Genomic DNA, 21,251 nt, shown 5'->3' with positions numbered 1-21,251 from the left:
TATGAGGCATATTATTATTCCATCAATAATAAATAATAATACCGGCCGGCTTTTATAAGATCCGTTTAAAACACCACTTTCCCGGTAGCGGTCACCAATGATGCAATCCTAACAGCATCAAAAATACGTTCTTCGGTGGTGCCCAATTTTATCAGCGAGTCCTCATGCGCATTTACGCACATTTCGCAGCCGTTAACTGCCGAAATTGCCAGGCTCATCAACTCAAAAAACTCCTTGCCGGTTACCGGTTTCATCATCAGCTGCATGCGGATGCGCGCCGGTATCTGGGTGTATTTTTCTTTTTGAGTAAAGTGACGGAAACGGTAAAATACATTGTTTGATGCCAGTAATGACGCACAACCAACAGCTTCGCCAATTTCGGCAGCTGTGGCGCCCTGCTCTTCAGCACAATTGGTGAAATAGGTAGTTAAGGGGCCGTTGTTATTGTTTACAGCTGTCGAAAGGCCAAGCAAGGCGCACTCTTTAGTGCTTAATTGTTCGGAAGTCAGGGTGCTGGTAAAGTTCAGCTTTAAATCGCGCAGGTAGCGCGACTCTCCTTTTTCAAGCAAGGTTAAGCTTGCTGTGCGATAAGCCATGTCGATGCCCAGGCCTTGCAGTAATTCGTTTATTATCTCGGTAGATTCGTTCATGATTTGTAATTTGTAAGGAATAAAAAATCCCTTCTTGAAAGAGCCAAGAATCAAGACAAAAAGAGCAAGATTTTACATCTTTTTTCAACTTTTCTATCTTGATTCTTGGCTCTTGATTCTTGAATTCCTGGCTCTAATTATACTGTAAGTGTTTCTTCGCCTTTAACCCAGTTGCAAGGGCAAAGTTCATCGGTTTGCAAACCATCAAGTACACGTAAAACCTCTTTTACGTTACGGCCCACGCTCAAGTCGTTTACCGATACCCAGCGGATGATGCCTGTTGGATCAATAATAAAGGTCGCACGGTAAGCAATTTTTTCGTTTGGTTCTAATATACCCAGCTCTTCAGCTAACGATTTTGAAGTATCAGCAAGCATAGGGAATTTCAGGTCGCGTAAATCGGCATGATCCCTTCTCCAGGCTGCGTGCACAAATTCGGTATCGGTTGATGCGCCAATCAGGCGGGTATCGCGGTCGCGGAATTCACCATAGCTTTTATTGAATTCGGAAATTTCAGTTGGGCACACAAAAGTGAAATCTTTTGGCCACCAGAACATTACTGTCCAAACGTTATCTTCGTTTACCAAAAAATCAGATGTGATAGTTTCAAACTCTTTTCCTTTTTCGATACTTACAACAGCGGTTTTAGAAAATTGAGGGAATTTTTGACCTATAGTTAGCATATTTATATTGTTTTTTAAATTTCGCTACAAATATATCACTTTTAAATACCGCATTTTATATAAAGAATTGATAACATATAGATATAATCTATATGTTATATTCCTTACGATTGCTTTTGCCAATATGACAAAAAAGCTACCTCAGCCGGTCAAATAATTTAAATTAATTTAAATATTCATGAGATAATTGCTCACTATTACAAAAAGGAAAATCCGTTTTTATTTTAAAATGGATTAGTTTATATTTGTTAAACGAGGTATCGCGTTAACCAGCGTTTGGCCCACTTAAACCATATTATTGATAAACAGCCACCTGGTGCTGGTATATAACAATAATCCCAAAACGCAAAATAGTTCGTCTGCGTTTATCGTTCTTAATCACCAATTACAACCATTTCCTGAGAAGAAATTGTTTTTGTTTTACTTAAACTATTGGTATTATGCAACAAAATCCCTTAACTAAAACCCCTGATAGCGGGAATTTATGCCCATGCAGAAGGGCCGATCGGTCAGAAATGCAAAGAATTCCGAGGGGCGGCTTCGTAAAAACTTTTTTCTTTTGGCTTCCGGTAAGAAAGTACAAGTGTCTCAAATGCATGCGCAAGAAATGGATATTGCAATGAGCATTAAAATTTTCGCCTGTTAAAATTACTGTCATTATTACATCCTATTTAATTGCATATAAAGGGTAAAAACCTATTTTTACCGTAACAACCATTTATTGCCTCCACCAGGCGGCTCTATAAGTTAGCTTTCGGAAAAAAATTATCATTAACCTATATGCAACGACGTCATTTTGTAAAATTATCGGCAACTGCCACCGCAGCCCTCTTGTTTAGCCGTATTACGTATGCCAGCGATAACGCCGCTTTAATAAACCACCCGGATGAAGTTTGGGGGCAGTCTGATGCCGATTGGTTCCAGTTGAAACCATCAGGAAATGGCGCGTTCGTTCATAAAGATGTGGAAGTAAGCTTTAAAACCAATGGCAATGCAAGCGGAGTATATGTTCAGTCGCCAAAAACAGTTTTATCGGGCATAAAACTTAAATGGAAACATCAAACTGCCACGGCAGCCAAAACCATGGGCGACCATTTTGAACGCAGCTATGGCGACCTTGCCTGGCGCGGCATGGACAGTGATAACAAAAACCCCTGGTATGTATTAGTAAACGATGGCAAAAACACAGCCTGCTTTGGTGTAAAAACCGGGCCAAACACAATTTGCTGGTGGAATGTTGGCCCTGCAAACCTTGAACTAACCCTGGATACCCATTCGGGCGGGGCTGGGGTACACCTGGGCAACAGAAAACTGCATGCCGCAGATATTGTGACCATGCATAGCACGGCCACCGAAAATACCTACGCTGCAGCCCACCGTTTTTGCAAACTTATGTGCGATAAGCCGCGGCTACCAAAGCAACCTGTTTATGGTATAAACGACTGGTATTTTGCCTACGGCGAGAACTCGTACGAACTGATTAAGAAAACCACCGCCATGATGGCTGAGCTGGTTACTGATACCAATAACCGCCCGTTCTCGGTAATTGACGCCGGCTGGGCCGAATATTCGCCGCTGCTGCCGGGCGATGGTGGCTGGAACGAAACCTATGCAAAACCCAATGACAAGTTTAAGGATATGCACGCCATGGGCGACGAGATAAAAAAACTCGGTATGCGCCCGGGTTTATGGATACGGCCACTTTGTGCAAGGCACGATGAAAAAGAAAGTTTAACATTGCCGAAAATCCCTGGCCGTGACGATCCGAAAGCGCCGATACTTGACCCAACCATCCCCGAGAATATCGAACGCATAAAAGCTTATTTTGATGTTTACAAGCAATGGGGCTTTGAAATGGTAAAACATGATTATACCACTTATGATATTTTTGGGCGCTGGGGTAACAAAATGAAGGACGCACTAACAACGCCTAACTGGAGTTTTTACGACAAAACAAAAACCACTGCCGAAATCATCAATCATCTTTACCGGACGATACGTAATGCAGCCGGCGACGGTATTTATATTATCGGCTGCAATACCATGAGCCACCTGTCGGCCGGGTTGTTTGAATTGAACCGCATTGGTGATGATACCAGCGGCAGGGAATGGCCGCGTGTTAAAAAAATGGGCGTAAACACCATGGCTTTCCGCCTGCCCCAACATAACGCATTTTATGCTGCCGACGGCGATTGCGTTGGCGTTACCAAAGATATATCGTGGGAGCGAAACAAGCAGTGGATGCAGTTGCTTGCCGAAAGCGGTGCACCGCTATTTATTTCGGCCCAGCCCGAAGCTACCGGCGAAGCACAGAAAAAATATATTAAAGAGTGCTTTGCTATGGCCGCCAAACCGCAGCCGCTTGGTGAACCACTGGATTGGATGACAAACCCCTTTCCAAGTAAATGGAAGCTGAATGGCAGGGAAGTTGATTTTAATTGGGATTTGTAACGAAGAATCAAGAAGTCAAGAGTCAGGAATCAAGATAAGAAGACTAGGCGGACTTTTTACTTCTTGACTCTTGATTTCTCGATTCTTGGATCTATTTTTTCCCCGGGCTGTAACCTAATCCCCCAAATAGCATCTCAAAGGCATATACAATCGTTATGGCCTTAGAAATTAAAAACCTTACCAAACAATATAACAAGCATAAAACCGGCTTATCTAATTATTCCATCACAATCGACAGGGGGATCTTAGGTCTGCTTGGGCCCAACGGGGCAGGGAAATCAACCCTGATGAAAATTATTGCCACCATCAGCAAACCCACAACGGGCACGCTGTTTTTGGATGGCGAAGATATTGTTAAGAACCCCGACAACATCCGCAAAATATTAGGCTACCTGCCGCAGGATTTTGGCGTGTACCCAAATCTTAACGCATACGAGTTCCTGGAATACATTGCAGCACTTAAAGGCGTTGGCGGCCCTGATTTACGGAAACGAATTGATATGCTGCTCGACGGTGTTAACCTCACTGCTGATGCCAAACGCCCCATAGGCACCTACAGCGGCGGCATGAAACAGCGTATAGGCATAGCCCAGGCCCTGCTTAACGACCCGAAAGTTTTAATTTTTGACGAGCCAACCGTAGGTCTCGACCCGGAGGAACGTGTCCGCTTTCGCCAGTTAATTTCCGATCTGGCAAATGATTGTATCATTATACTTTCGTCGCATATTGTATCAGATATCGAGGCCATTGCCGATGAGGTTGCCATTATGCAAAACGGCACGCTGCTTGAAAAAGGCACACAGCCCGATATAGTGAAACTGGTTGAGGGCAAGGTATTTGAAACCATACTGGATAGTCAGCAACTTAACGATTTAAAGGCGCGGCATCTTGTTATTGATACCAGCCGTCAAAAAGATCAAACAAGGGCGCGCTATATTACCCGGGACCACCAGCCAGAGGCAGGTTCTATCGCAGTTAACGCTACACTGGAGGATGCCTACCTGTTTTTAACACATACTAAAGCCTAACGCCGTGAAATACATTTACAGCATCATAAAGGCCGACTATTTGCAGCGCACGCGCAGCTATTCGTTTTTAATAACACTGGCAATTACCATTTACGCGGCCTATTCGTTTGTGCCGCCGCCAACAGCCTCGTACACCACACTGAATGTTGTCGGTTATAAAGGAATATATAATTCGGCATGGGTGGGGCATGTTTCGGCAATGATGACAACCATCATGCTTTCGCTCTATGGGTTTTTCCTAATAAACGGAGGTATCAAAAAAGATGTAGATACAGGCATCGGCCAAATTATTGCCACAACACCCATTACCAATTTCGGATACTTATTAAGCAAATTCCTCAGCAACTTTTTTGTTTTGCTTACCATTTCGGCCCTCACATTCTTGATTAGCATTGTCATGTTTTTTGTGCGAACAAGCGGCAGCCCTTTCATCATCGGCGATTTTATACTACCATTCCTGTTTTTTGCAATTCCGGCCTTGTTCACCGTATCGGCGCTGGCCATAGTTGCCGAAGTTTTTTTGGGGCGAAGGCTGATCCTGCAATACATTATCTTCTTCTTCCTGTTCGGTGCGCTGATGGCAAATGTCGTCGGGCACAAGAGCAGCACGGTAAATACGTTCATCGACACCTTTGGCGTAAACACCATGACCAATAGCGTGAAGGACAAAGTAAACACGCAATATCATGAACATATCGACGCCGTTAACCTTGGCTTTACTTTTAGCGCCAAACACCGGTTTAAAACTTTTGAGTGGGATGGCATTAGCTGGACAGGCATTTTTATTGCAAGCCGGCTGATGTGGATTTGCATTGCATTTGGCTTAGTTTATTTTTCATCCTCTTTTTTCCACAGGTTTGATTTTAAACAAGCCGCCGGTAAAAAGAAAAAAGCCCTGGCACCGGCAAACATATCGCATACCAATGGCACCTTTGCAGCCGGAATTAATGTGTCGTTGTTACCGCCTGTGGTTACCGATTACAGCATCTTCCCGTTTGTTAAAACCGAACTATTACTGCTTATCCGCAAAGGGCCAAAATGGTTTTGGCTGGTCAACGGCGGGCTTTGGATAAGCATGGTGTTTGTTAAGCTCGATATAGCTTATGCATATCTTTTGCCCATATTGTTGTTTTTGCAGGTTACGCGCTGGTCGGAACTGGCAACCAAAGAAGTAACAAACCGGCTTCACTATTTCACCTGGTCGTCATACAAGCCATTACAGCGCATGCTGCCATCGCAGTTATTGGCAGCTTTTACAATGGCTGTTGCATTAGCGCTGCCGGTGATATTGCGCAGTGCCGCCGCCGGGAATATTTATTCGGTGTTCAATATTATCAACGGCGCTGCCTTTCTTGTTTTACTCGCGGCAAGCCTCGGGATTGTAAGCGGTGGCAAAAAGCTATTCAAGATTCTGTTTTTCTTTATCACCTATCTTATAACGCAAAAAATACCATTAACCGATTACCTCGGGGCGTTGCCACATGATTCGCCCATAGGCTTTATATCGATTATGTTGATGCTGAATGTATTTTTGGGCGCGGTGAGTTTTTCGGTAAGGAGCTGGCAGGTAAGGCATTTGTAAGTACACTTTATCAATTATTAAAAATTGATGTGTAATTTATTTTGTTTTTTTGTATAGCTTAGATTACAATTAAACCAAAGATAGCCGGACTTATGACGCGCCTTGCAAAACAATATAGCCTGTCTATAGTGATTGTGACTATGGCTTTTGCATGCCGGCAAAAAATAGCTAAGTTAACTCCCGCTGATAGCGCAATGGTGAAGGATAGCGCGGTTAAGTTGATGGTTAATATCGAAAACGATATCTCAGCCAAAGGCCCCGCTGCCTGGCTAAATTACTTTGACGATAGTCCAGGCTTTTTCATGGCATCCGACGGTAAGATTGCTTTTGCCAGCTACCCGTCGGCACGAAAATTTGTTTTGGATACCCTTGTTAAGATTATCCCGCGCATAAAATTAGTTTGGAGCAACGTAAAGGCCGTCGCCCTGGCAAACGATGCAGTATTTATCGCAGCCGGATTTAACGAAGATCTTACAGATACCAAAGGTTTGACCCAACATACACACGGCTATTTTACCGCCATTTCCGGGCTTAATGACGGACGTTGGAAACTGAAAAATCTGCATTGGTCTATTTCGCATTAATCTGCTCCGGCTCCGAAACCTCTATCTCAGGCCTGTTTTTGTACATTAAAAACACACCGGTTACACAAAGTGGTTTGCCTTTCAGGTTGGTATAGTCCAGCGTTACCTTATTGCCTTTTATGGCTACTGTGTACTTCTGATTGGGATAAACGCCCCCCATATTTAACAACGCAAGCGTATCGCTCACTACCCGTAGCGAGTAAACAGTATCGCAAAGGGTTCCTGTTTTTCCCATATTTTTGGCAAAATCGTCTGCCGAAAACCTTTTTTGTGCTGAGGCTGTTGCGGCAAATGCGATGGTTACGATAAAAAGAAGTGTTAATTTTTTCATGGCGATGCTGGTTTTTTGTACACTTACAAATAATACAAAAAACTACAGCTAAACAAGTAAAATGTTTGTTGCGCAGAGCTTACTTAACCGGCTTAATTTGCCTGCGGTAAGCCTTAATGGCCCTGAAAATAGAGTTGGCAATAGCGTTTTGCCCGTCCTCGGAGTTGAGGTATTTTTCTTCGGTATTGTTATTTATGTAACCGGTTTCAACCAATACGGCTGGCATTGCGCTATGGGCAAGAACCAAAACACCCTGCTCCTTAACCCCACGGCTACGGCGACCATCGTTTCCTTTAAACTGTTCATCCAAAAGTTCGCCGAACAAAATACTTTGCTTGCGGTACTTTTGCATAAAAGTATTTAACACAATCATCGATGTAGGGTCCTTTTCATTATACCCGGCATAGTTTTTTTGATAGTCTTTTTCGATATAGATTGAAGCATTTTCGCGTAGGGCTTCAATCTGTTCTTCCTTGCGGTGAAAACCGTAAACCAGCATCATCACGCCCTTTTCCTTGTGAGCAATTTTTGCTGTCCCTTCTGGCGATGAATTGCAATGGATAGAAACAAATAAGTTAGCATTTATTTGGTTAGCAATGTTAGCGCGTTTATTCAGTTCCACAAACCTATCGGTCGAGCGGGTCATCACCACGTTTACCTCCGGCATATTATCTTTAAGCAGGCGCTCCAGTTTTTTTGCTATCGCGAGGGTTACATTCTTCTCGGACGAATAGGAACCGTGTGCACCCGGGTCTTTGCCGCCATGACCAGCATCAACTACAACAGTTTTAAAATGAAACGATTGAGGCCCATCATCATCGCCCCCACTAAATGATGTTATTATCAAAAATAAAAACATGGAAACAGTAAGGGTAAATACTCTTAGGCTTCGGGCGTATTTTGTCATCAGATAGATAAGTGCATAATTAAATAAATTGTTTCAACCTATTCAAATTATGCCGGTTTATTGCATTTAGGGCACAAGCCCGCTGCATATAAGGTAAAGCCATCCACTTTAAAGCCTTTTGGCAATTTTATCTCCGGCAGGTGAAGGTCGTCCAAACAATAAACACTTTTGCAAACGGTACAGTTAAAATGTAGGTGTTCATCATGGTGGTGGTGTTCATCACCACATACCGGCGAACACATGGCGTAGTTGGCCGTGCCGTCCAGATCAAACACTTTGTGTATAATGCCTTTTTCTTCAAATGCAATCAGAATACGGTAAAGAGTAACCCGGTCAACATCATTCAAAACGCTTTCGAGGTCGGGCTGCGAGGTTGCTACTTCCTTTTTAGACAGTAAAGACAGTACCTTAAGGCGCGGCGCGGTTTTTTTAAGATGATGCTTATCCAGCAACTCTTCAAAAAGTTCTTTTTCTAGAGAAGTCATTTGAACTATTTAAAATTTTACAAACGCAAAGTTAAAAAGAATAACACACACATCGGCAAAAAGTATAGATGTGTATTTGAATTAGGGATGAGTCAATAGTCTTAAGTCGAAAGTCTTAAGTAAAAAACGACAGCAATCCGGCTTAAGACTTTCGACTTAAAACCTCAAACTTAAAACTAATGGCTATGCGGGTGACTGTGCTTCATATGAAACAGGGTATTGTCGGCCCGGCAAATGGAAGTGTACTTATAGTTAAAAAAATGGGCTGTGGCAATAAGCAATCCTCCAAACGGCACAATAATGGCCTCACGCCAGCTTTTAACATAAACGTGCCCGATAATTATCAGCAGGAAACCACCCAATAGTAAAACAGCCGGCAAAATACGGTGGTGCGAGCGAAAGTACGAAATGCCAATGGCGTAAAAACCAACAAAAACAGCAAGGGTTATCATGCCCCACTCAAACCAGGGATTGGCTAAAAAACCCAGGCCAAACAGTGGCAAACTGGTTATTAATAAAGGCACCAGGGCGCAATGCACAGCACATAATATAGACGCTGTCATGCCTACATTATCAAGCCTTGAAGAATGCCGTGGGTGTTTCATGTTGCAAATATAAACATAAATGCAACGCCATTGCATCTGTTTTTATTAAAAATTAGTCATGTTAATTTAATATTATTTTAAGGTTTTCAAATAGTTTAGCAATTACTACTTTTGCCAACGCTAATTTAAGCTATGTGCCCCCTATGTCAGTAACGGCAATAAAAAACGTTTGGAGTAACACCTGGAAACAAACCCTAAAACGCAGGCAGATTATTGTCGGCACGGTTATTATGCTGTCGGTAGTTTTTACTATGCCATTGTTTTTCGGACATATCGAGAAAAGACAAGGTACGCTTATTAACGACCCTGTTTTAGCAGCGGTACCTCCGCACAACGTATCAGTTGCAATTTTCGCGATTATATGGGGCATGGTATTATTAACTATGATAAGGGCGGCTCACAAGCCACAAATTTACATAATTTATTGCTGGGCGCTCATCCCGATAACCATCGCTCGTTTTATTGCCATAAGTATAGTGCCCCTTGAACACCCGATTGGATTAATTCCGCTTACAGATCCTCTTACAGGCGTTTTTTATGGGCAGGCGCTCATCACCAAGGATCTCTTTTTTTCGGGCCACATAGCTACACTTACGTTAATATTTTTGTGCCTTCAAAAACGTAACGATAAAATAATTGGTTTTTTTGCTACTATAATTGTTGCTGGTTTATTAGTGGTGCAACATATCCATTACACTATCGATATTTTAGCTTCACCGGGTATTGTTTATATCTGTTACCGTTTAACGCGCAGGTTTTTAGATGACGACGCTGCTCAAAAAATCCTGACGGTTTAAAGTCCGTACTATCTTTTTGACAGGATTATTTTTCGCCGGTAGCTACCCAGGTTCCCATTAATGTCTGTACCTTCTAAAATCAAAGTGTACGTTCCCGCCCTGTCCGATGAATAGAATGAAACAGAAGCCTTTCCATCTTTATCAGTGATTATGTTAGGGTACCAGGCTATGGTCGACCGCAGGTCTTTAGCGGCTGTGTCCTTATTTTTCACTGTATATTTTGGCTGATAAAACTGCTTTGGCAAGCTAAATGGCATAGGTTTGTATAAATAGGTGCCGGGGGTGTAAGGCATTACAGGTCCGCTTCCTGCCCGGGTCGTAATTTCAACAAAGGCTACGTCGGCCATACTTAAATCGGCAGGGGCATCCATTGGGATATATTTCATGGTGTATTTTGAAGTTATATTAACCTCTATGCCTTTCACATCCTCAGCCGAATGAGTGGTTAAATAATCATTAATATCCCTAAATCCGGTTATTGCGTACACTTTTGAAAGTGGTACTCCATCTATAATCAACTTTATCGCCCTGTCATGTATAAAATACCAGATAGGGTCGCTGCCCCTGTTTAAGTCAGTTACAAAGTTAAACAGCATGTTGTCATGTTCAGCCCTTTTGTGGGAGCCCATCAACAAAAAGGCACCCTCATGAAACCCCTCCACCCTTTCCTTCAGCAAATCCAAAAATGTCTTCTTGCCGGCCTTTTCCAATTCTTTTTCATCTATCACTACATCCGCATTGCCCGGCCCATTAAGGTTTTGTGAATCCTTAATAAATTTTTTCGCAGTAATTTTTACCTCCTTCAAAATATGGCCGCTACCCTGGTAGTTGTCTTTCGCCGTTTTATTTGCAATGCTCCCCTTTATGTAATTCATGGTAATGGTATCGCTGTTTACATACCATGGGGTTGCGGTTTCCGAAACCATGGCAAACAAAGGCGGCTTAAATTCATCAACCTTTAAATCAATGTTAAAACTTTTGCCCCGTTTGTTCCGGGCTTGTAACATATAATAAGGCGTGTCCAATGGGATAATATTACGGAAGCTGAAACTGCCTCCTTTGTTGGTTACAGAATCCATTAATAAAGGCGGCTTTTTTGAAAATAGCAACACATGCGAGTTTACTACCGGCTTGTTAAACACATTTGTTACCTGCCCATTTATTATAAATTCTTTTTCAGCATTAAATACCGGTTGCCTTGCCATGGCAAGTATATTGCTCCAATTATAACCCACCCAACCCTGGGTTAATAACAGGTTATCCAGCTGCTGTTGTATGCTACCATCGGCATCTTGCCGAAAATAATAACCCGGCTCTTCAACTGTACCTTTTAAATCGGATGTGAGCAAAAGATTGCTTATTATGCTGGTGGTACCCGCACTGTCTATTTTAACCTGCGAGTCGTCAGTTACCGCCATCGAAAAGCTTCCCTGTACCGGTTGGCCATTCTTATCGGTGATGTTTATTTGCATACCAATACTATCCCGCGCGCCGTAGCCAGGCTTGTCCGGCTTTGCATCTATTCGCAAAAAATCATTATGATTTATGAAAATCATCCGTTCGTTAAGCGGTTGGCGGGCTGCATTAAGCAAAGTAAAGCGCGCGATACCGGTAGGGAAACCGGCCGTGGGTATTTTACTTTTTACCGGGATACCCTCCAGGTTTACAATAGCTCCGTAACAAACCACGCCGTTGGCCTGGCCGATCAAATAATAACTGCCGTTAACTTGCGCACCAGCAATGGTCACCACCAACGAATCTGCTGCCACAGATTGCGTTATTTTTAGTGTCGTTCCAGAGTTTTGCACAACAGGCAAGCTGTATGTTTTTACCACCCCATTTTGCAACGTTACTTTCGCGATATAAACTTCGCCGGCGGCCGGCATCATATCAAACGCCCCCATACCTTTATGAACCGTTTTAAATTGAGCTATCTGCTGTTGATGGCTGTCATAAACAGCACCTTCAACATTCACGGCTTTACCATCTTCGCCAATTGCTTTAAAGCCTACGTGCGCGGGCAAACCAGCTACCAGCGCACCACCTTCGGGCATAAACTGTAGGTCGATATTTTCGGGGCGGCTTATATTTACAGGAATAATTAATTTGTGAGTATCATCAGCGGTCCCGGTTTCCTGTGCTATTAACGCCAGCTTTTTTACCGGCGATTTAAGGGTAAAATCAACATCAACAGTTCCGTCAAGCTTGGTTTGCACTTTGCTTTTATACCAGGTTTTTGGGCCATCAAGTACATTTAATTCCAAATCTTTTAAAATCGCCGGTCGGCTATTAAACTGGTTAAATTGCAGTTTAAGTTTTCCTTTTTCTATACCACCCTCCCTGGTTAAACTAAAACGGGTATTTACCAGCCAATTATTTGCCGATGGGCTTGCGATATAGATTCTCTGTTTAAAAACATAGGTTTCCCCAAAGTTGCGCATCCAGTTGGTATATGCCCTGAAGGTATAGCCGCCTTCAACCACCGTTTTGGGATCAAGCCCTATGTTTCCCCAACTTAATCCGTTGGCCACCGGCAGCATCTGCCGTTGCACCACCTTATTGCTGTCATTAACGAGTTCCACGTACATGATTCCGCTTTTTACTGAGGGCGTAAGGTAAGCGGCGTTAAGCAGGTAGGCCTTAAACCAAATGGTGTCACCCACGGCATAATAAGGTTTATCAAACTGGCAATGAAGCTTTTCCACTGCACTCCGGTTCCTGAATGAATCTGCTGCAGCAGTAAGCTTAACCATATCTGTTTTAGTGACAACCTGTGCCCATACGGGTTTAACCCATAACAAAAACAGGAGGCAGCCTGCGCCAAATTTTAATTGCCGAAATGATAAGGTTATTAAGGTCACTTTATTTTAACATATACGTGTTTTATATTCCCCTTGCCCGATTCCCGTTCATCAAACTCAAATTTATTTAAACTCTTTATCAACGGCAGCATTTTCGGATAACCGTAATTCCGGGAATCGAAGTCGGGCTTCTTTTTCAATATCTGAGTGCCCAGGTTACCAAGGTAAGCCCATCCATTTTCGTCGCCCAGGTCGCTTATGCTGTCTTTCACAAGCTTTACCAGCTCATGGTCAACTTTATCTATCGGCGCCGCCTTAGGCAACGACCGCTTTTTACCCGACCTGACTTTCCGGCCCTCCTCAGGCGCGGCTTCCTCAGCTTTTAAAATCTCTATATAAATAAACTTGTCGCAGGCCGTAATAAAGGGGATAAGGGTTTTCTTTTCGCCTATCCCTATTACCTTCATCCCGGCTTCGCGCAAGCGTATGGCCAGCCGGGTAAAGTCGCTATCGCTTGATACAATGCAAAAACCATCCACCTTGCCCGAATATAAAATATCCATGGCATCAATAATCATGGCGCTATCGCTTGAATTTTTGCCGGTTGAGTAACTGTATTGTTGTATAGGTGTTATGGCATTTTCAAGCAGTACCGTTTTCCAGCCGGAAACCGTTGGCTTTGTCCAGTCGGCATAAATCCTTTTAAAAGTTGGCGTACCGTATTTGGCAATCTCTTCAAACATCTGCTTCACGTTGGCATACGGCACATTGTCTGCATCAATTAAAACAGCCAGCCTCAAATCCTTAATCATATCCATAGTACAACGCTTTTAAAGTTTATAGTTCGGCAATGTTCGCAACCGGGAATTGAAGCAATGTTTAGGTCGTCCCTTTTAATTTTAATAAAGATATAAAAAAAACAGCCGGCCGCATTATCTGCGACAGGCTGGTACAATTGGTTGATTATTGGTTTTTATTTCGAAAACACCTGCACCAGGTCGGGCGAGGCGCCTATCATTTTTATTTTATACCGGTAGCCTCCATTAAAGCTGTCCTGTTCCTTTAAAAACTCGTGGTCTTTTTTGCTGATCCAATAGGTTTCTGAGTATTTGTTGCCTTTGTATTCGCCTTCGGTAAACAGTTTCCAGCAATCAATTTTTTCGCTGTTTAAGGTTGATATTATTTCGCTGCCGATTACCTTATAAAGCACCCATTCCGGCGGACTCAGCCCCGCATCATAAAAGTTAATAGCGAAGGTTTTGCCTGCTGCCAGCGGGAGCATTTCAAACGTCTCGATGTCTAAATTCCAGTTAAAGTTTGGCAGTTTAAAATCGAGCGCAAACCCCTTCCTGGTGTTGTTGGCCACGGTGTCGGCGCCTGTAATCTTATCAGGGCCCCAGTTGTAGGCATTTATTTTGTTTTGCAAAGTTTCTGAATGATAAACCGGTGCAAAATCAGCTTGTTTATTAATCGAATAAACCACGCGGTAGCTATTGGTGTCGCTGCCATACCAGTGCTGGCTTATGGTAAAAACTTTTTCGCCGTTAATGGTGGTAGTTTTTATGTCGCGCAGCCAAAACGACAAGCCAAGCTTCTTTTTATCCTTCGGCGCCTGGAAATATACCAGGTACTGGTTTAATGCCGGCTTTAAAGACGAAGTAAGCAGGCGTTTGTCTTTAAGTCGGATAGTGTCTACCTGCCCATAGGCCTGGCTTGCAACGAAGGATATTATAAGTGTAATGATGTAAATAATCTTTTTCATAAATTTTATCTTTTTTAGCCTGATGCCTTTTTTATATTAACTGGCACCATCAATATGTTAGGCTGGTTATTAAAATCGCTATTCATTTCTTTTTCGAGCTCATTATAGTTCAACGCATGGTTTATCGGGTCTCGTTTGTAAAAACCCCTGATACGCGAACTCGAATAGTACAGCATCTTTCCATCCGGCGATATGCATGGCGATGAATTGGAATCGCCATTATTGACCTTTGGCCCCAGGTTTTCGGCCGGCGACCAGCCATCGCCATTTTTATAGCAGATGTATAAATCCGGCCCGCTTTCAAATAAGATGTAACGCCCGTCGGGTGCTATGAACGGGTCCTGTACCTCTTCTTTGTCGCGCAGGGCAAGCAGTTTTGGTTTGTCGAAATGGTCGCCTAACCACTTAGCACAATAGCTCGACATCCCTGCATGGCCTTCCCTATCGCGCGAACAAAAATAAAGGTCGCCCGCCCGGTTTACCGATATGCCGTAATTGCTGGCCATTTTGCTATTGATGGCAGTATCCAGGTAGTGCGGCACGCCCCACTCATCGCCGGCCAAACGCTCCGCATACCAAACGTGAAAATTAGGCTGCGGTTTATTTTGCGGCATGCCCTCGGGCGGGCGGTTCGAAATAAAAAACATTCGTTTGCCATCAGGGGTTATAAAAGGGTCGGTATCGCGCCAGCGGCCTGATATGTTTACTACCGTTGGCCTTGCCCAGGCACCGTTTATCATCTTAGACGAGCATATTGTCCAATAAACTGCGCCGCGCGAAAAGTAAACCGTTTTGCCATCCGGTGTAAAAGAAGTGGCCCATTCGGTATAGGGAGATGAAACCACGCCATCCGCAAATAAATGCGGATTGGCGGCGGTATCAATAATATCAGCCTGTATATTTTGGCTAAAGGCCGATAAAACAGCGCACCAGGTGATGATTATGCCCAGCACAACCGCCTTTACCAACCAGTGTAAATAATGCATTATGGTATAATTGATAGATGAACAGTTTTAATTAATATCCTTGCCGTCCTGCAGGGTTTTAATTTGTTTTCCCATATTGTCTTTGGCGGGCTTGCCTGGCGCCTGTGCCTGTGCTTTTTCTATATAGGTTATCGCCTTTTTATAGTCGCCAATGCCCGAGTAACCACGGCCCAAACCTGCGTTTGTGAAAAAGGTATCCGGGTGTTTATCATAGTTCATTTTGTAAACAGCAAACGCTTCTTTTGCTTTCTTCTCAGCTGATAGGCTCCGGGCATAACGGTACAAATCAGTTTCGCTGCCAAGCGGCAGGGCTTTTTTCATAACCTCGTCGGCTTCGCTGTTGCGGCCAAGTGCCTGCAATACGGCAACTTTGGTGGTCCAGGCCTGGAAGCTTTGGTCGCCGCCAAAAATCCGGCTGGTGGCTGTATCGGCCCACATTAAAGCTTCTTCAAGATTGGTTTTATTTTGTGCACAGTATAATGCAGCCTGGTTCCAGCTTTCCCAGTTAAACCCTTTTTCGGAGCGCAGTTCATCCCTGAACATCGCTACCTGGTTCTTCATGGCATCTACTTCTATTTTAAAGGGAATGACCAATTTTTCCCATTGGAGCTGTACCGTCGCTCTGGCCGGGGCTTCATCCGCAAATTCGTATTTGAGCCGTTCAACGCTTTTATCGGCAGGTACCGGTTTAACTTTTACACGCAATACGTCCTCATCGGCCTTATAAAAGAAACTACCCCACGACGAAGTGTTTTTCGAGAAGATCAACGTGCATTCGTCAGCGCCATAAGCTACAAAAAAGCCATACTTTCCAGCACCCAGGGGCTGACCTTCTATTTTTACATCGCTCGAAAAATCAATAGTGGTGCTTTCATTAGCTCCGGCGCGCCATGGTGCACTTTTCGACGGACCAAAGCCCTGGTCAACATATCCCGGCGGAACAAGTTCGCCCCAAATGTGGCCATCCCGTTTCTTTACCGCTGGGCGGCTGTAGCGAATAGTAACATCGGCAAGGCCTATTTGCTCACTGACAGATGCCCGTTTGTTATCCCCGTCGGGAAGCGAGGTAAGTTGCGCTTTTGCCATACCGGCAAAGCCTAATTGGATACATGCCGTGATGATACCCGCATAAATTAGCTTTTTCATATCGAAGGATTTAAGTATTGAACAGAATTTTCAATAAAGCTGGTTTTTATCAGATTGCCCGGCAAATCATTTAAACCTTATGGCTTTTATTTTAAATGATTTGCCTTAAAACATCAACCGACCGCATTTACTTTATCCCTGCGTTTATTGAATATATAAGGTGAATTATTGAAAACCCGGTGCCGTAACAAAAAACCTTTGTACATTTAAAATATGAAATTTCTGAGTACCGGCGCAACGCTGAAACAGCTTCAATGGCTGATTTGGATTGCCGTTTTGTTAATTATATTTTTTTCGTACCTGCCCGAAGATGGTCTTTACCAGGCCGGCGCCTGGTCGGTTTTTATAGTTGTGTTTAATGCCATTATTATTTATGGCAACATCAAATTTCTTTTCCCGCGATTTTATGAAACCGGGCGAAAGACAACCTACGTTATACTAGCTATAATTTTTGTAGTGTCGGTAGGCCTGGCAAGGGGCTTCCTGATGACATTTCTTTATAATAAATATTTTGCGGTAAAGCCCGAGACCATAACAAAAGGCACCATTTTCAACTTTATGATAGCAGGCTTCTTAACCTACCTGCTTAGCTTTATCTTCAGGATTGCCATTGCCTATTTTGCATTAAAACAGCAATCAGAAAAAATACTGGCGCAAAAAAGCCAGGCCGAACTTAACTTACTAAAAAGCCAGGTACAGCCGCACTTCCTATTCAATACCCTGAATAATATTTACTATGAGGCTTACCGTGAGGCGCCACGTACAGCAAAACTTATTGAACGACTTTCAGATATAATGCGATATTTTGTTGATGAAAGCCCAAAAGAAGAGGTCTCACTATCAACCGAAGTTCAGTTTTTGGAAAATTATATCGCGCTCGAAAAAATCCGGATCCGCCACGAAATCGAGCTAAATTTTATTAAAGATTGCAACGCCGATTTACGCATACCGCCCATGCTGTTCATGACTTTTGTGGAGAATATTTTTAAACATGGGATTGATAAATCGAGCAGCAAAAATAAGATAGACATTTCGCTGGTACAGAAGGATGGTTACCTGCTTTTTGAAACCCGCAACCAGGTACACGAAAAACCCGGCACCAATGAGCCCAATGGATTCGGTATCGAGAACTTACGCAAAAGGCTTACCCTGCTGTATGGCACAAATTTCGAACTGAATATTAACAGTCCCGGCAATTATTTTAATGCCTTTTTAAAAGTACCCGTAGCATGAATTTAAGCTGCATAATTATTGACGATGAGCCCAATGCAGTAAACCTGCTGGAGATTTTAATAGGCCAAAATACCAAATGGCAACTATTAGGCAAGTGTTATGACGCACTTGAAGCAATTGCATTTTTAAAAGAAAACAAGCCCGATTTTATTTTCCTGGATATCAACATGCCCCAACTAAGCGGGATGGAACTGGCCGGGCTGTTGTCAAAAGATACAAAGATAGTTTTTACTACCGCCTACTCCGAATATGCAGCTGAAAGCTACACCTTTCAAACTATTGATTACTTGTTAAAGCCCATCACCTTAAAACGTTTTTTAGAGGCGATGCACAAAATTGAGGGCTATTTTACTTTCCATGCGGCGAGCCACAGCGTACAACCTGCGGGTGGCAGCGAATACTTTTTTGTGAAGTCGGGCAAGGTGCTGCGGAAGATATTAATGGAGGATATACAATATTTTGAGGGCGAAAAAGAGTATGTGCGCCTCGTAACCCCTAACGAGCAACTTTTGATTTACCGGCGCCTGAAAGAGATCGAAGAACAATTAAACCCGCCGTTTGTAAGGGTGCATAATTCCTACATTGTAAATACCAAGCAAATCATAAAGATACAGGACAACCACATTTATATAGCCGCCAAGCAAATACCCATCAGCGAAAAGTTTAAGGATAAGTTTATGGGGGTGATAAGCCAGCGAATTTTTTGATTACACCGATTGGAGAATGATTACATCGATTTCACTGATTATATTTTCATCCTAAGCCTTATTCTGCCCTTAAGCTATTTATCGGGTTTGCCATTGCCGCCTTAATGGTTTTAAAAGCAATTGTCGATAATCCGGTTATTAACCCGGCAGCTAATGCTACGGCAAACATCCACCAGCTTATTGTTATGCGGTAAGGGAAATCTTTCAGCCAATCGTTCATTAAATACCATGCAAGGGGTAATGCAATCACGTTGGCTATCAACAACAATTTAAAATACTGTTTGGCAAATAAGCTAACTATGCCTGCCACACTGGCACCGATTACCTTGCGGATACCGATTTCCTTTTCTTTTTGTGCTACGGAATAGGTTATCAGCCCTAACAGCCCTAAACAGGATATGAATATGGCTATCACAGCGAACGACCCCATCATTTGCTGCTGGCGCTTGTCCTGATCGTAATCCGATTGGGAAAGCTCATTTAAAAAACCATAAGAAAATGGCGTATCCGGGTTCAATTCTTTCCACTGTTTTTCGGCGTAGCCAACTATATCTTTAACATGGCGCGTGTCTACTTTGGCAACAATAGTGGTGCATCTTAATGGGTTTACATTCATAATGGCGCAGGGGCCAATAGCTGCGTGCAGCGAAAAATAATGATAGTTTTTTACCACCCCCACTACCTTATATTTATAGGTAATACCATTATGCAGGTGCGATACAAATTTGCCCGGGGCGGTGTTAGCGTCGAAACCCAGGAGCTTTGCAGCTTCTTCGTTTAGCAGTACCTCTTTGCCAAAATCGTGCAATTCTATATCCTCCTGCATATTGGTATTGGTAAATGCTTGCGAACTAAAATTATTGCCCGATACCAATTTTAACCCAAGTGTGTTTACATAGTTCTCGTCGGCAAAATCAAAAAAAACTATTTGTTTATCATTTATAGTTTTATCGGAAGCATACAGGTTCATATCGCCCGATACCAGCGGCGCTGTCGCCGCAGTTACTGATTTAAAATTAGGGTTGCTTTTGAGCTGATTTACCAGCAAGGCGCTATTGCGCTGGGCCTGGTCGCCGTTAAGATTTAGTACCAATTGCTGTGCCTGGTCGAAACCAGGTTTTGAGTTGATCATAAAATGCAGCTGACTCCATATTACCACAGTAGCAAATACAAGGCAGGTTGAAATAATAAACTGCGATACAATAAGCACTTTACGTATGCCGAACATGCCCGATGAGCCGGCAACCTTACCCTTTAAAACCTTAACCGGTTTAAATGCCGACAGGTAAAACGCCGGATACAAACCTGCCGCCAGCCCGGTTGCCAGCGCGATTAGTACGAGCCATAAAATTAAGCTGCTGTTTTCTTCCGCGAAAAATGAAAGGGCCTGGTTAGTAAGGTTGTTAAAGACAGGCAAGGCTAAAAATGCCAGCCCAACCGAAATAATCAGCGCGCAAGTACTAATGGCAATTGTCTCTATCAAAAACTGGTAGCGGATGGAGCCTTTGCCTGCACCCATTACCCGGCGCACACCGACCTCGCGGGCACGGCTTATGGCCTGCGCGGTTGTCAAATTCATATAGTTGATACAACCCAGCAACAAAATAATTAGTGCGATAGAGCCTAAAAGGTACAGGTATTTGATATTGCCCTGTTTATAAGCCAAATAATCCTGAAACTCGCCTGAGTGCAAATGAATATCGTTAAGCGATTGTAGTCCGTTGGTGATATAATCATTATGCGCCTTCATTTCGGCACCAGCATGGCGCTTTAAATACGCGTTCAGCTTTACGGTTAGGGCCTGCGGGTCAGTACCATGCCGCACCTTTACGTAAGTGTAAAAATTATCGTTTACCACCCAGCTTTCATTATTAGCCATCAGGTCGCGGATATGGTCGCTGTTGTTCGAGGCGAAGAAATCTGCTTTTATGTGGTTCAAAAAATCCTCTTTAAAAACACCGGTAATGGTATAAGTGGTAAGCCCGGCCTTTAATGTTTTGCCAATGGGCGATACGTTTTTGAAAAGCTTGGTCGCCAATGATTGCGAAAGCACTATGGTATTCGGCGCCGCGAAAGCTGTTTTACGGTCGCCCTGTGCAAAATGATAGGAGAGCACATCAAAAAATTGCGGGTCGACCCAATAACCGGAGTCTTGTACGTATGGTGTAGCGCTTCCCGCTCCCTGAACCTGAATGATAACCGAACCGTTGGTAGGGTCCATCCGGGTTACCTGCTCAATTTCGGGAATCTCGCTTTTTAAATATTTGGCATAGGGAAGGCCAACTGTAGGCGCTTTGCTATCGCCTTTAAAGGTGGATGTTACGCGGTAAATATCGTCGCGGTTATCAAAGCCTTTGTCAAAGCTCAACTCGTGCTGCCAGTACAAAAACACCAAAGCACAGCAGGTTAAACCTATTGCCAGGCTAAAAACATTGATGGCGGTGGTGGTTTTCCGTTTCCAAAGGTTACGGGCAGCGAGTTTTAAGTAGCTTTTGAACATAATTAATTACACT

Annotated in this window: 19 protein-coding genes; 7 read left to right on the top strand and 12 right to left on the bottom strand. The window is 43.3% G+C overall.

What is annotated here, in order from left to right:
- Nucleotides 1-65 precede the first annotated feature (65 nt).
- On the bottom strand, nt 66-650 hold the full coding sequence (locus tag Q0R52_RS10280) for a carboxymuconolactone decarboxylase family protein (protein ID WP_295794531.1): 585 nt from the start codon (nt 648-650) through the stop codon (nt 66-68).
- Nucleotides 651-787: 137 nt separating this feature from the next.
- Nucleotides 788-1,333, bottom strand: coding sequence for a peroxiredoxin (locus tag Q0R52_RS10275; RefSeq protein ID WP_295794530.1), 546 nt, complete (start codon nt 1,331-1,333; stop codon nt 788-790).
- A gap of 780 nt (nt 1,334-2,113) precedes the next feature.
- On the opposite strand from Q0R52_RS10275, the gene Q0R52_RS10270 reads away from it, so the two are divergent.
- The 4 genes from Q0R52_RS10270 (at nt 2,114) to Q0R52_RS10255 (ending at nt 6,978) form a co-directional block, all read left to right on the top strand.
- Nucleotides 2,114-3,784: a hypothetical protein gene (locus Q0R52_RS10270; protein WP_295794528.1), complete on the top strand. Its 1,671-nt coding sequence runs from the start codon at nt 2,114-2,116 to the stop codon at nt 3,782-3,784.
- 155 nt (nt 3,785-3,939) lie between these two features.
- On the top strand, nt 3,940-4,812 hold the full coding sequence (locus Q0R52_RS10265; protein ID WP_295794527.1) for an ABC transporter ATP-binding protein: 873 nt from the start codon (nt 3,940-3,942) through the stop codon (nt 4,810-4,812).
- A 4-nt stretch (nt 4,813-4,816) separates the two neighbouring features.
- Nucleotides 4,817-6,394 (top strand): hypothetical protein, encoded by a 1,578-nt coding sequence (locus Q0R52_RS10260; RefSeq protein WP_295794525.1) that lies wholly within the window; start codon nt 4,817-4,819, stop codon nt 6,392-6,394.
- Nucleotides 6,395-6,486: 92 nt separating this feature from the next.
- Complete coding sequence (locus tag Q0R52_RS10255; RefSeq protein WP_252792093.1) at nt 6,487-6,978, top strand: hypothetical protein; 492 nt, start codon at nt 6,487-6,489, stop codon at nt 6,976-6,978.
- On the opposite strand, the gene Q0R52_RS10250 is transcribed toward Q0R52_RS10255, so the two are convergent.
- From Q0R52_RS10250 to Q0R52_RS10235, 4 genes are all read right to left on the bottom strand, one after another.
- A complete protein-coding gene (locus Q0R52_RS10250) occupies nt 6,965-7,309 on the bottom strand; it encodes a hypothetical protein (RefSeq protein ID WP_295794523.1) in 345 nt (114 codons plus the stop codon). The genes Q0R52_RS10255 and Q0R52_RS10250 overlap by 14 nt on opposite strands.
- Before the next feature lie 79 nt (nt 7,310-7,388).
- On the bottom strand, nt 7,389-8,216 hold the full coding sequence (locus Q0R52_RS10245) for an N-acetylmuramoyl-L-alanine amidase (protein ID WP_295794522.1): 828 nt from the start codon (nt 8,214-8,216) through the stop codon (nt 7,389-7,391).
- A 47-nt stretch (nt 8,217-8,263) separates the two neighbouring features.
- On the bottom strand, nt 8,264-8,701 hold the full coding sequence (locus Q0R52_RS10240; RefSeq protein ID WP_252792096.1) for a transcriptional repressor: 438 nt from the start codon (nt 8,699-8,701) through the stop codon (nt 8,264-8,266).
- 176 nt (nt 8,702-8,877) lie between these two features.
- Entirely contained in the window at nt 8,878-9,306 is a 429-nt protein-coding gene (locus Q0R52_RS10235) for a MerC domain-containing protein (RefSeq protein ID WP_295794519.1), read from the bottom strand.
- 143 nt (nt 9,307-9,449) lie between these two features.
- Here Q0R52_RS10235 and Q0R52_RS10230 point away from each other — a divergent pair, with 143 nt between their 5' ends.
- Nucleotides 9,450-10,103, top strand: coding sequence for a sphingomyelin synthase family protein (locus tag Q0R52_RS10230; protein ID WP_252792098.1), 654 nt, complete (start codon nt 9,450-9,452; stop codon nt 10,101-10,103).
- 8 nt (nt 10,104-10,111) lie between these two features.
- Here Q0R52_RS10230 and Q0R52_RS10225 read toward each other — a convergent pair whose 3' ends face one another.
- The 5 genes from Q0R52_RS10225 to Q0R52_RS10205 all read right to left on the bottom strand — a co-directional run bounded on the left by Q0R52_RS10225 (nt 10,112) and on the right by Q0R52_RS10205 (nt 16,798).
- On the bottom strand, nt 10,112-12,964 hold the full coding sequence (locus Q0R52_RS10225) for a hypothetical protein (protein WP_295794517.1): 2,853 nt from the start codon (nt 12,962-12,964) through the stop codon (nt 10,112-10,114).
- Nucleotides 12,961-13,722, bottom strand: coding sequence for an NYN domain-containing protein (locus tag Q0R52_RS10220; RefSeq protein WP_295794515.1), 762 nt, complete (start codon nt 13,720-13,722; stop codon nt 12,961-12,963). Before Q0R52_RS10220 ends, Q0R52_RS10225 begins: the two co-directional genes overlap by 4 nt.
- Nucleotides 13,723-13,877: 155 nt before the next feature.
- On the bottom strand, nt 13,878-14,666 hold the full coding sequence (locus tag Q0R52_RS10215) for a hypothetical protein (protein WP_295794513.1): 789 nt from the start codon (nt 14,664-14,666) through the stop codon (nt 13,878-13,880).
- A 14-nt stretch (nt 14,667-14,680) separates the two neighbouring features.
- Nucleotides 14,681-15,652 (bottom strand): hypothetical protein, encoded by a 972-nt coding sequence (locus Q0R52_RS10210; protein WP_295794511.1) that lies wholly within the window; start codon nt 15,650-15,652, stop codon nt 14,681-14,683.
- A 27-nt stretch (nt 15,653-15,679) separates the two neighbouring features.
- Nucleotides 15,680-16,798 carry a DUF2911 domain-containing protein gene (locus Q0R52_RS10205; protein ID WP_295794509.1) on the bottom strand — a complete coding sequence of 373 codons (1,119 nt, stop codon included), beginning with the start codon at nt 16,796-16,798 and terminating at the stop codon, nt 15,680-15,682.
- 213 nt (nt 16,799-17,011) lie between these two features.
- Between Q0R52_RS10205 and Q0R52_RS10200 the strand changes: the two genes are divergently transcribed.
- Together Q0R52_RS10200 and Q0R52_RS10195 are read left to right on the top strand one after the other, a co-directional pair.
- Nucleotides 17,012-18,031 carry a histidine kinase gene (locus Q0R52_RS10200; RefSeq protein ID WP_252792104.1) on the top strand — a complete coding sequence of 340 codons (1,020 nt, stop codon included), beginning with the start codon at nt 17,012-17,014 and terminating at the stop codon, nt 18,029-18,031.
- The gene (locus tag Q0R52_RS10195; protein WP_295794507.1) at nt 18,028-18,738 is read left to right on the top strand and encodes a LytTR family DNA-binding domain-containing protein; all 711 of its coding nucleotides are present in this window, start codon (nt 18,028-18,030) and stop codon (nt 18,736-18,738) included. Before Q0R52_RS10200 ends, Q0R52_RS10195 begins: the two co-directional genes overlap by 4 nt.
- Nucleotides 18,739-18,796: 58 nt before the next feature.
- On the opposite strand, the gene Q0R52_RS10190 is transcribed toward Q0R52_RS10195, so the two are convergent.
- The gene (locus Q0R52_RS10190) at nt 18,797-21,238 is read right to left on the bottom strand and encodes an ABC transporter permease (protein ID WP_295794506.1); all 2,442 of its coding nucleotides are present in this window, start codon (nt 21,236-21,238) and stop codon (nt 18,797-18,799) included.
- Nucleotides 21,239-21,251 lie beyond the last annotated feature (13 nt).

The sequence above is a fragment of the Mucilaginibacter sp. genome, from assembly GCF_025359345.1.
Taxonomy (GTDB): domain Bacteria; phylum Bacteroidota; class Bacteroidia; order Sphingobacteriales; family Sphingobacteriaceae; genus Mucilaginibacter.
This window is presented reverse-complemented; position numbering and strand designations above follow the sequence as displayed.

Bases quoted from the DNA above. Each gene is read 5' to 3' on its own strand.
- Q0R52_RS10255 (WP_252792093.1), top strand. From the start codon at position 6,487: ATGACGCGCCTTGCAAAACAATATAGCCTGTCTATAGTGATTGTGACT.
- Q0R52_RS10275 (WP_295794530.1), bottom strand. From the start codon at position 1,333: ATGCTAACTATAGGTCAAAAATTCCCTCAATTTTCTAAAACCGCTGTT.
- Q0R52_RS10195 (WP_295794507.1), top strand. From the start codon at position 18,028: ATGAATTTAAGCTGCATAATTATTGACGATGAGCCCAATGCAGTAAAC.
- Q0R52_RS10205 (WP_295794509.1), bottom strand. From the start codon at position 16,798: ATGAAAAAGCTAATTTATGCGGGTATCATCACGGCATGTATCCAATTA.
- Q0R52_RS10230 (WP_252792098.1), top strand. From the start codon at position 9,450: ATGTCAGTAACGGCAATAAAAAACGTTTGGAGTAACACCTGGAAACAA.
- Q0R52_RS10280 (WP_295794531.1), bottom strand. From the start codon at position 650: ATGAACGAATCTACCGAGATAATAAACGAATTACTGCAAGGCCTGGGC.
- Q0R52_RS10245 (WP_295794522.1), bottom strand. From the start codon at position 8,216: ATGACAAAATACGCCCGAAGCCTAAGAGTATTTACCCTTACTGTTTCC.
- Q0R52_RS10270 (WP_295794528.1), top strand. From the start codon at position 2,114: ATGCAACGACGTCATTTTGTAAAATTATCGGCAACTGCCACCGCAGCC.
- Q0R52_RS10220 (WP_295794515.1), bottom strand. From the start codon at position 13,722: ATGGATATGATTAAGGATTTGAGGCTGGCTGTTTTAATTGATGCAGAC.
- Q0R52_RS10265 (WP_295794527.1), top strand. From the start codon at position 3,940: ATGGCCTTAGAAATTAAAAACCTTACCAAACAATATAACAAGCATAAA.
- Q0R52_RS10235 (WP_295794519.1), bottom strand. From the start codon at position 9,306: ATGAAACACCCACGGCATTCTTCAAGGCTTGATAATGTAGGCATGACA.
- Q0R52_RS10210 (WP_295794511.1), bottom strand. From the start codon at position 15,652: ATGCATTATTTACACTGGTTGGTAAAGGCGGTTGTGCTGGGCATAATC.
- Q0R52_RS10200 (WP_252792104.1), top strand. From the start codon at position 17,012: ATGAAATTTCTGAGTACCGGCGCAACGCTGAAACAGCTTCAATGGCTG.
- Q0R52_RS10250 (WP_295794523.1), bottom strand. From the start codon at position 7,309: ATGAAAAAATTAACACTTCTTTTTATCGTAACCATCGCATTTGCCGCA.
- Q0R52_RS10215 (WP_295794513.1), bottom strand. From the start codon at position 14,666: ATGAAAAAGATTATTTACATCATTACACTTATAATATCCTTCGTTGCA.
- Q0R52_RS10240 (WP_252792096.1), bottom strand. From the start codon at position 8,701: ATGACTTCTCTAGAAAAAGAACTTTTTGAAGAGTTGCTGGATAAGCAT.
- Q0R52_RS10190 (WP_295794506.1), bottom strand. From the start codon at position 21,238: ATGTTCAAAAGCTACTTAAAACTCGCTGCCCGTAACCTTTGGAAACGG.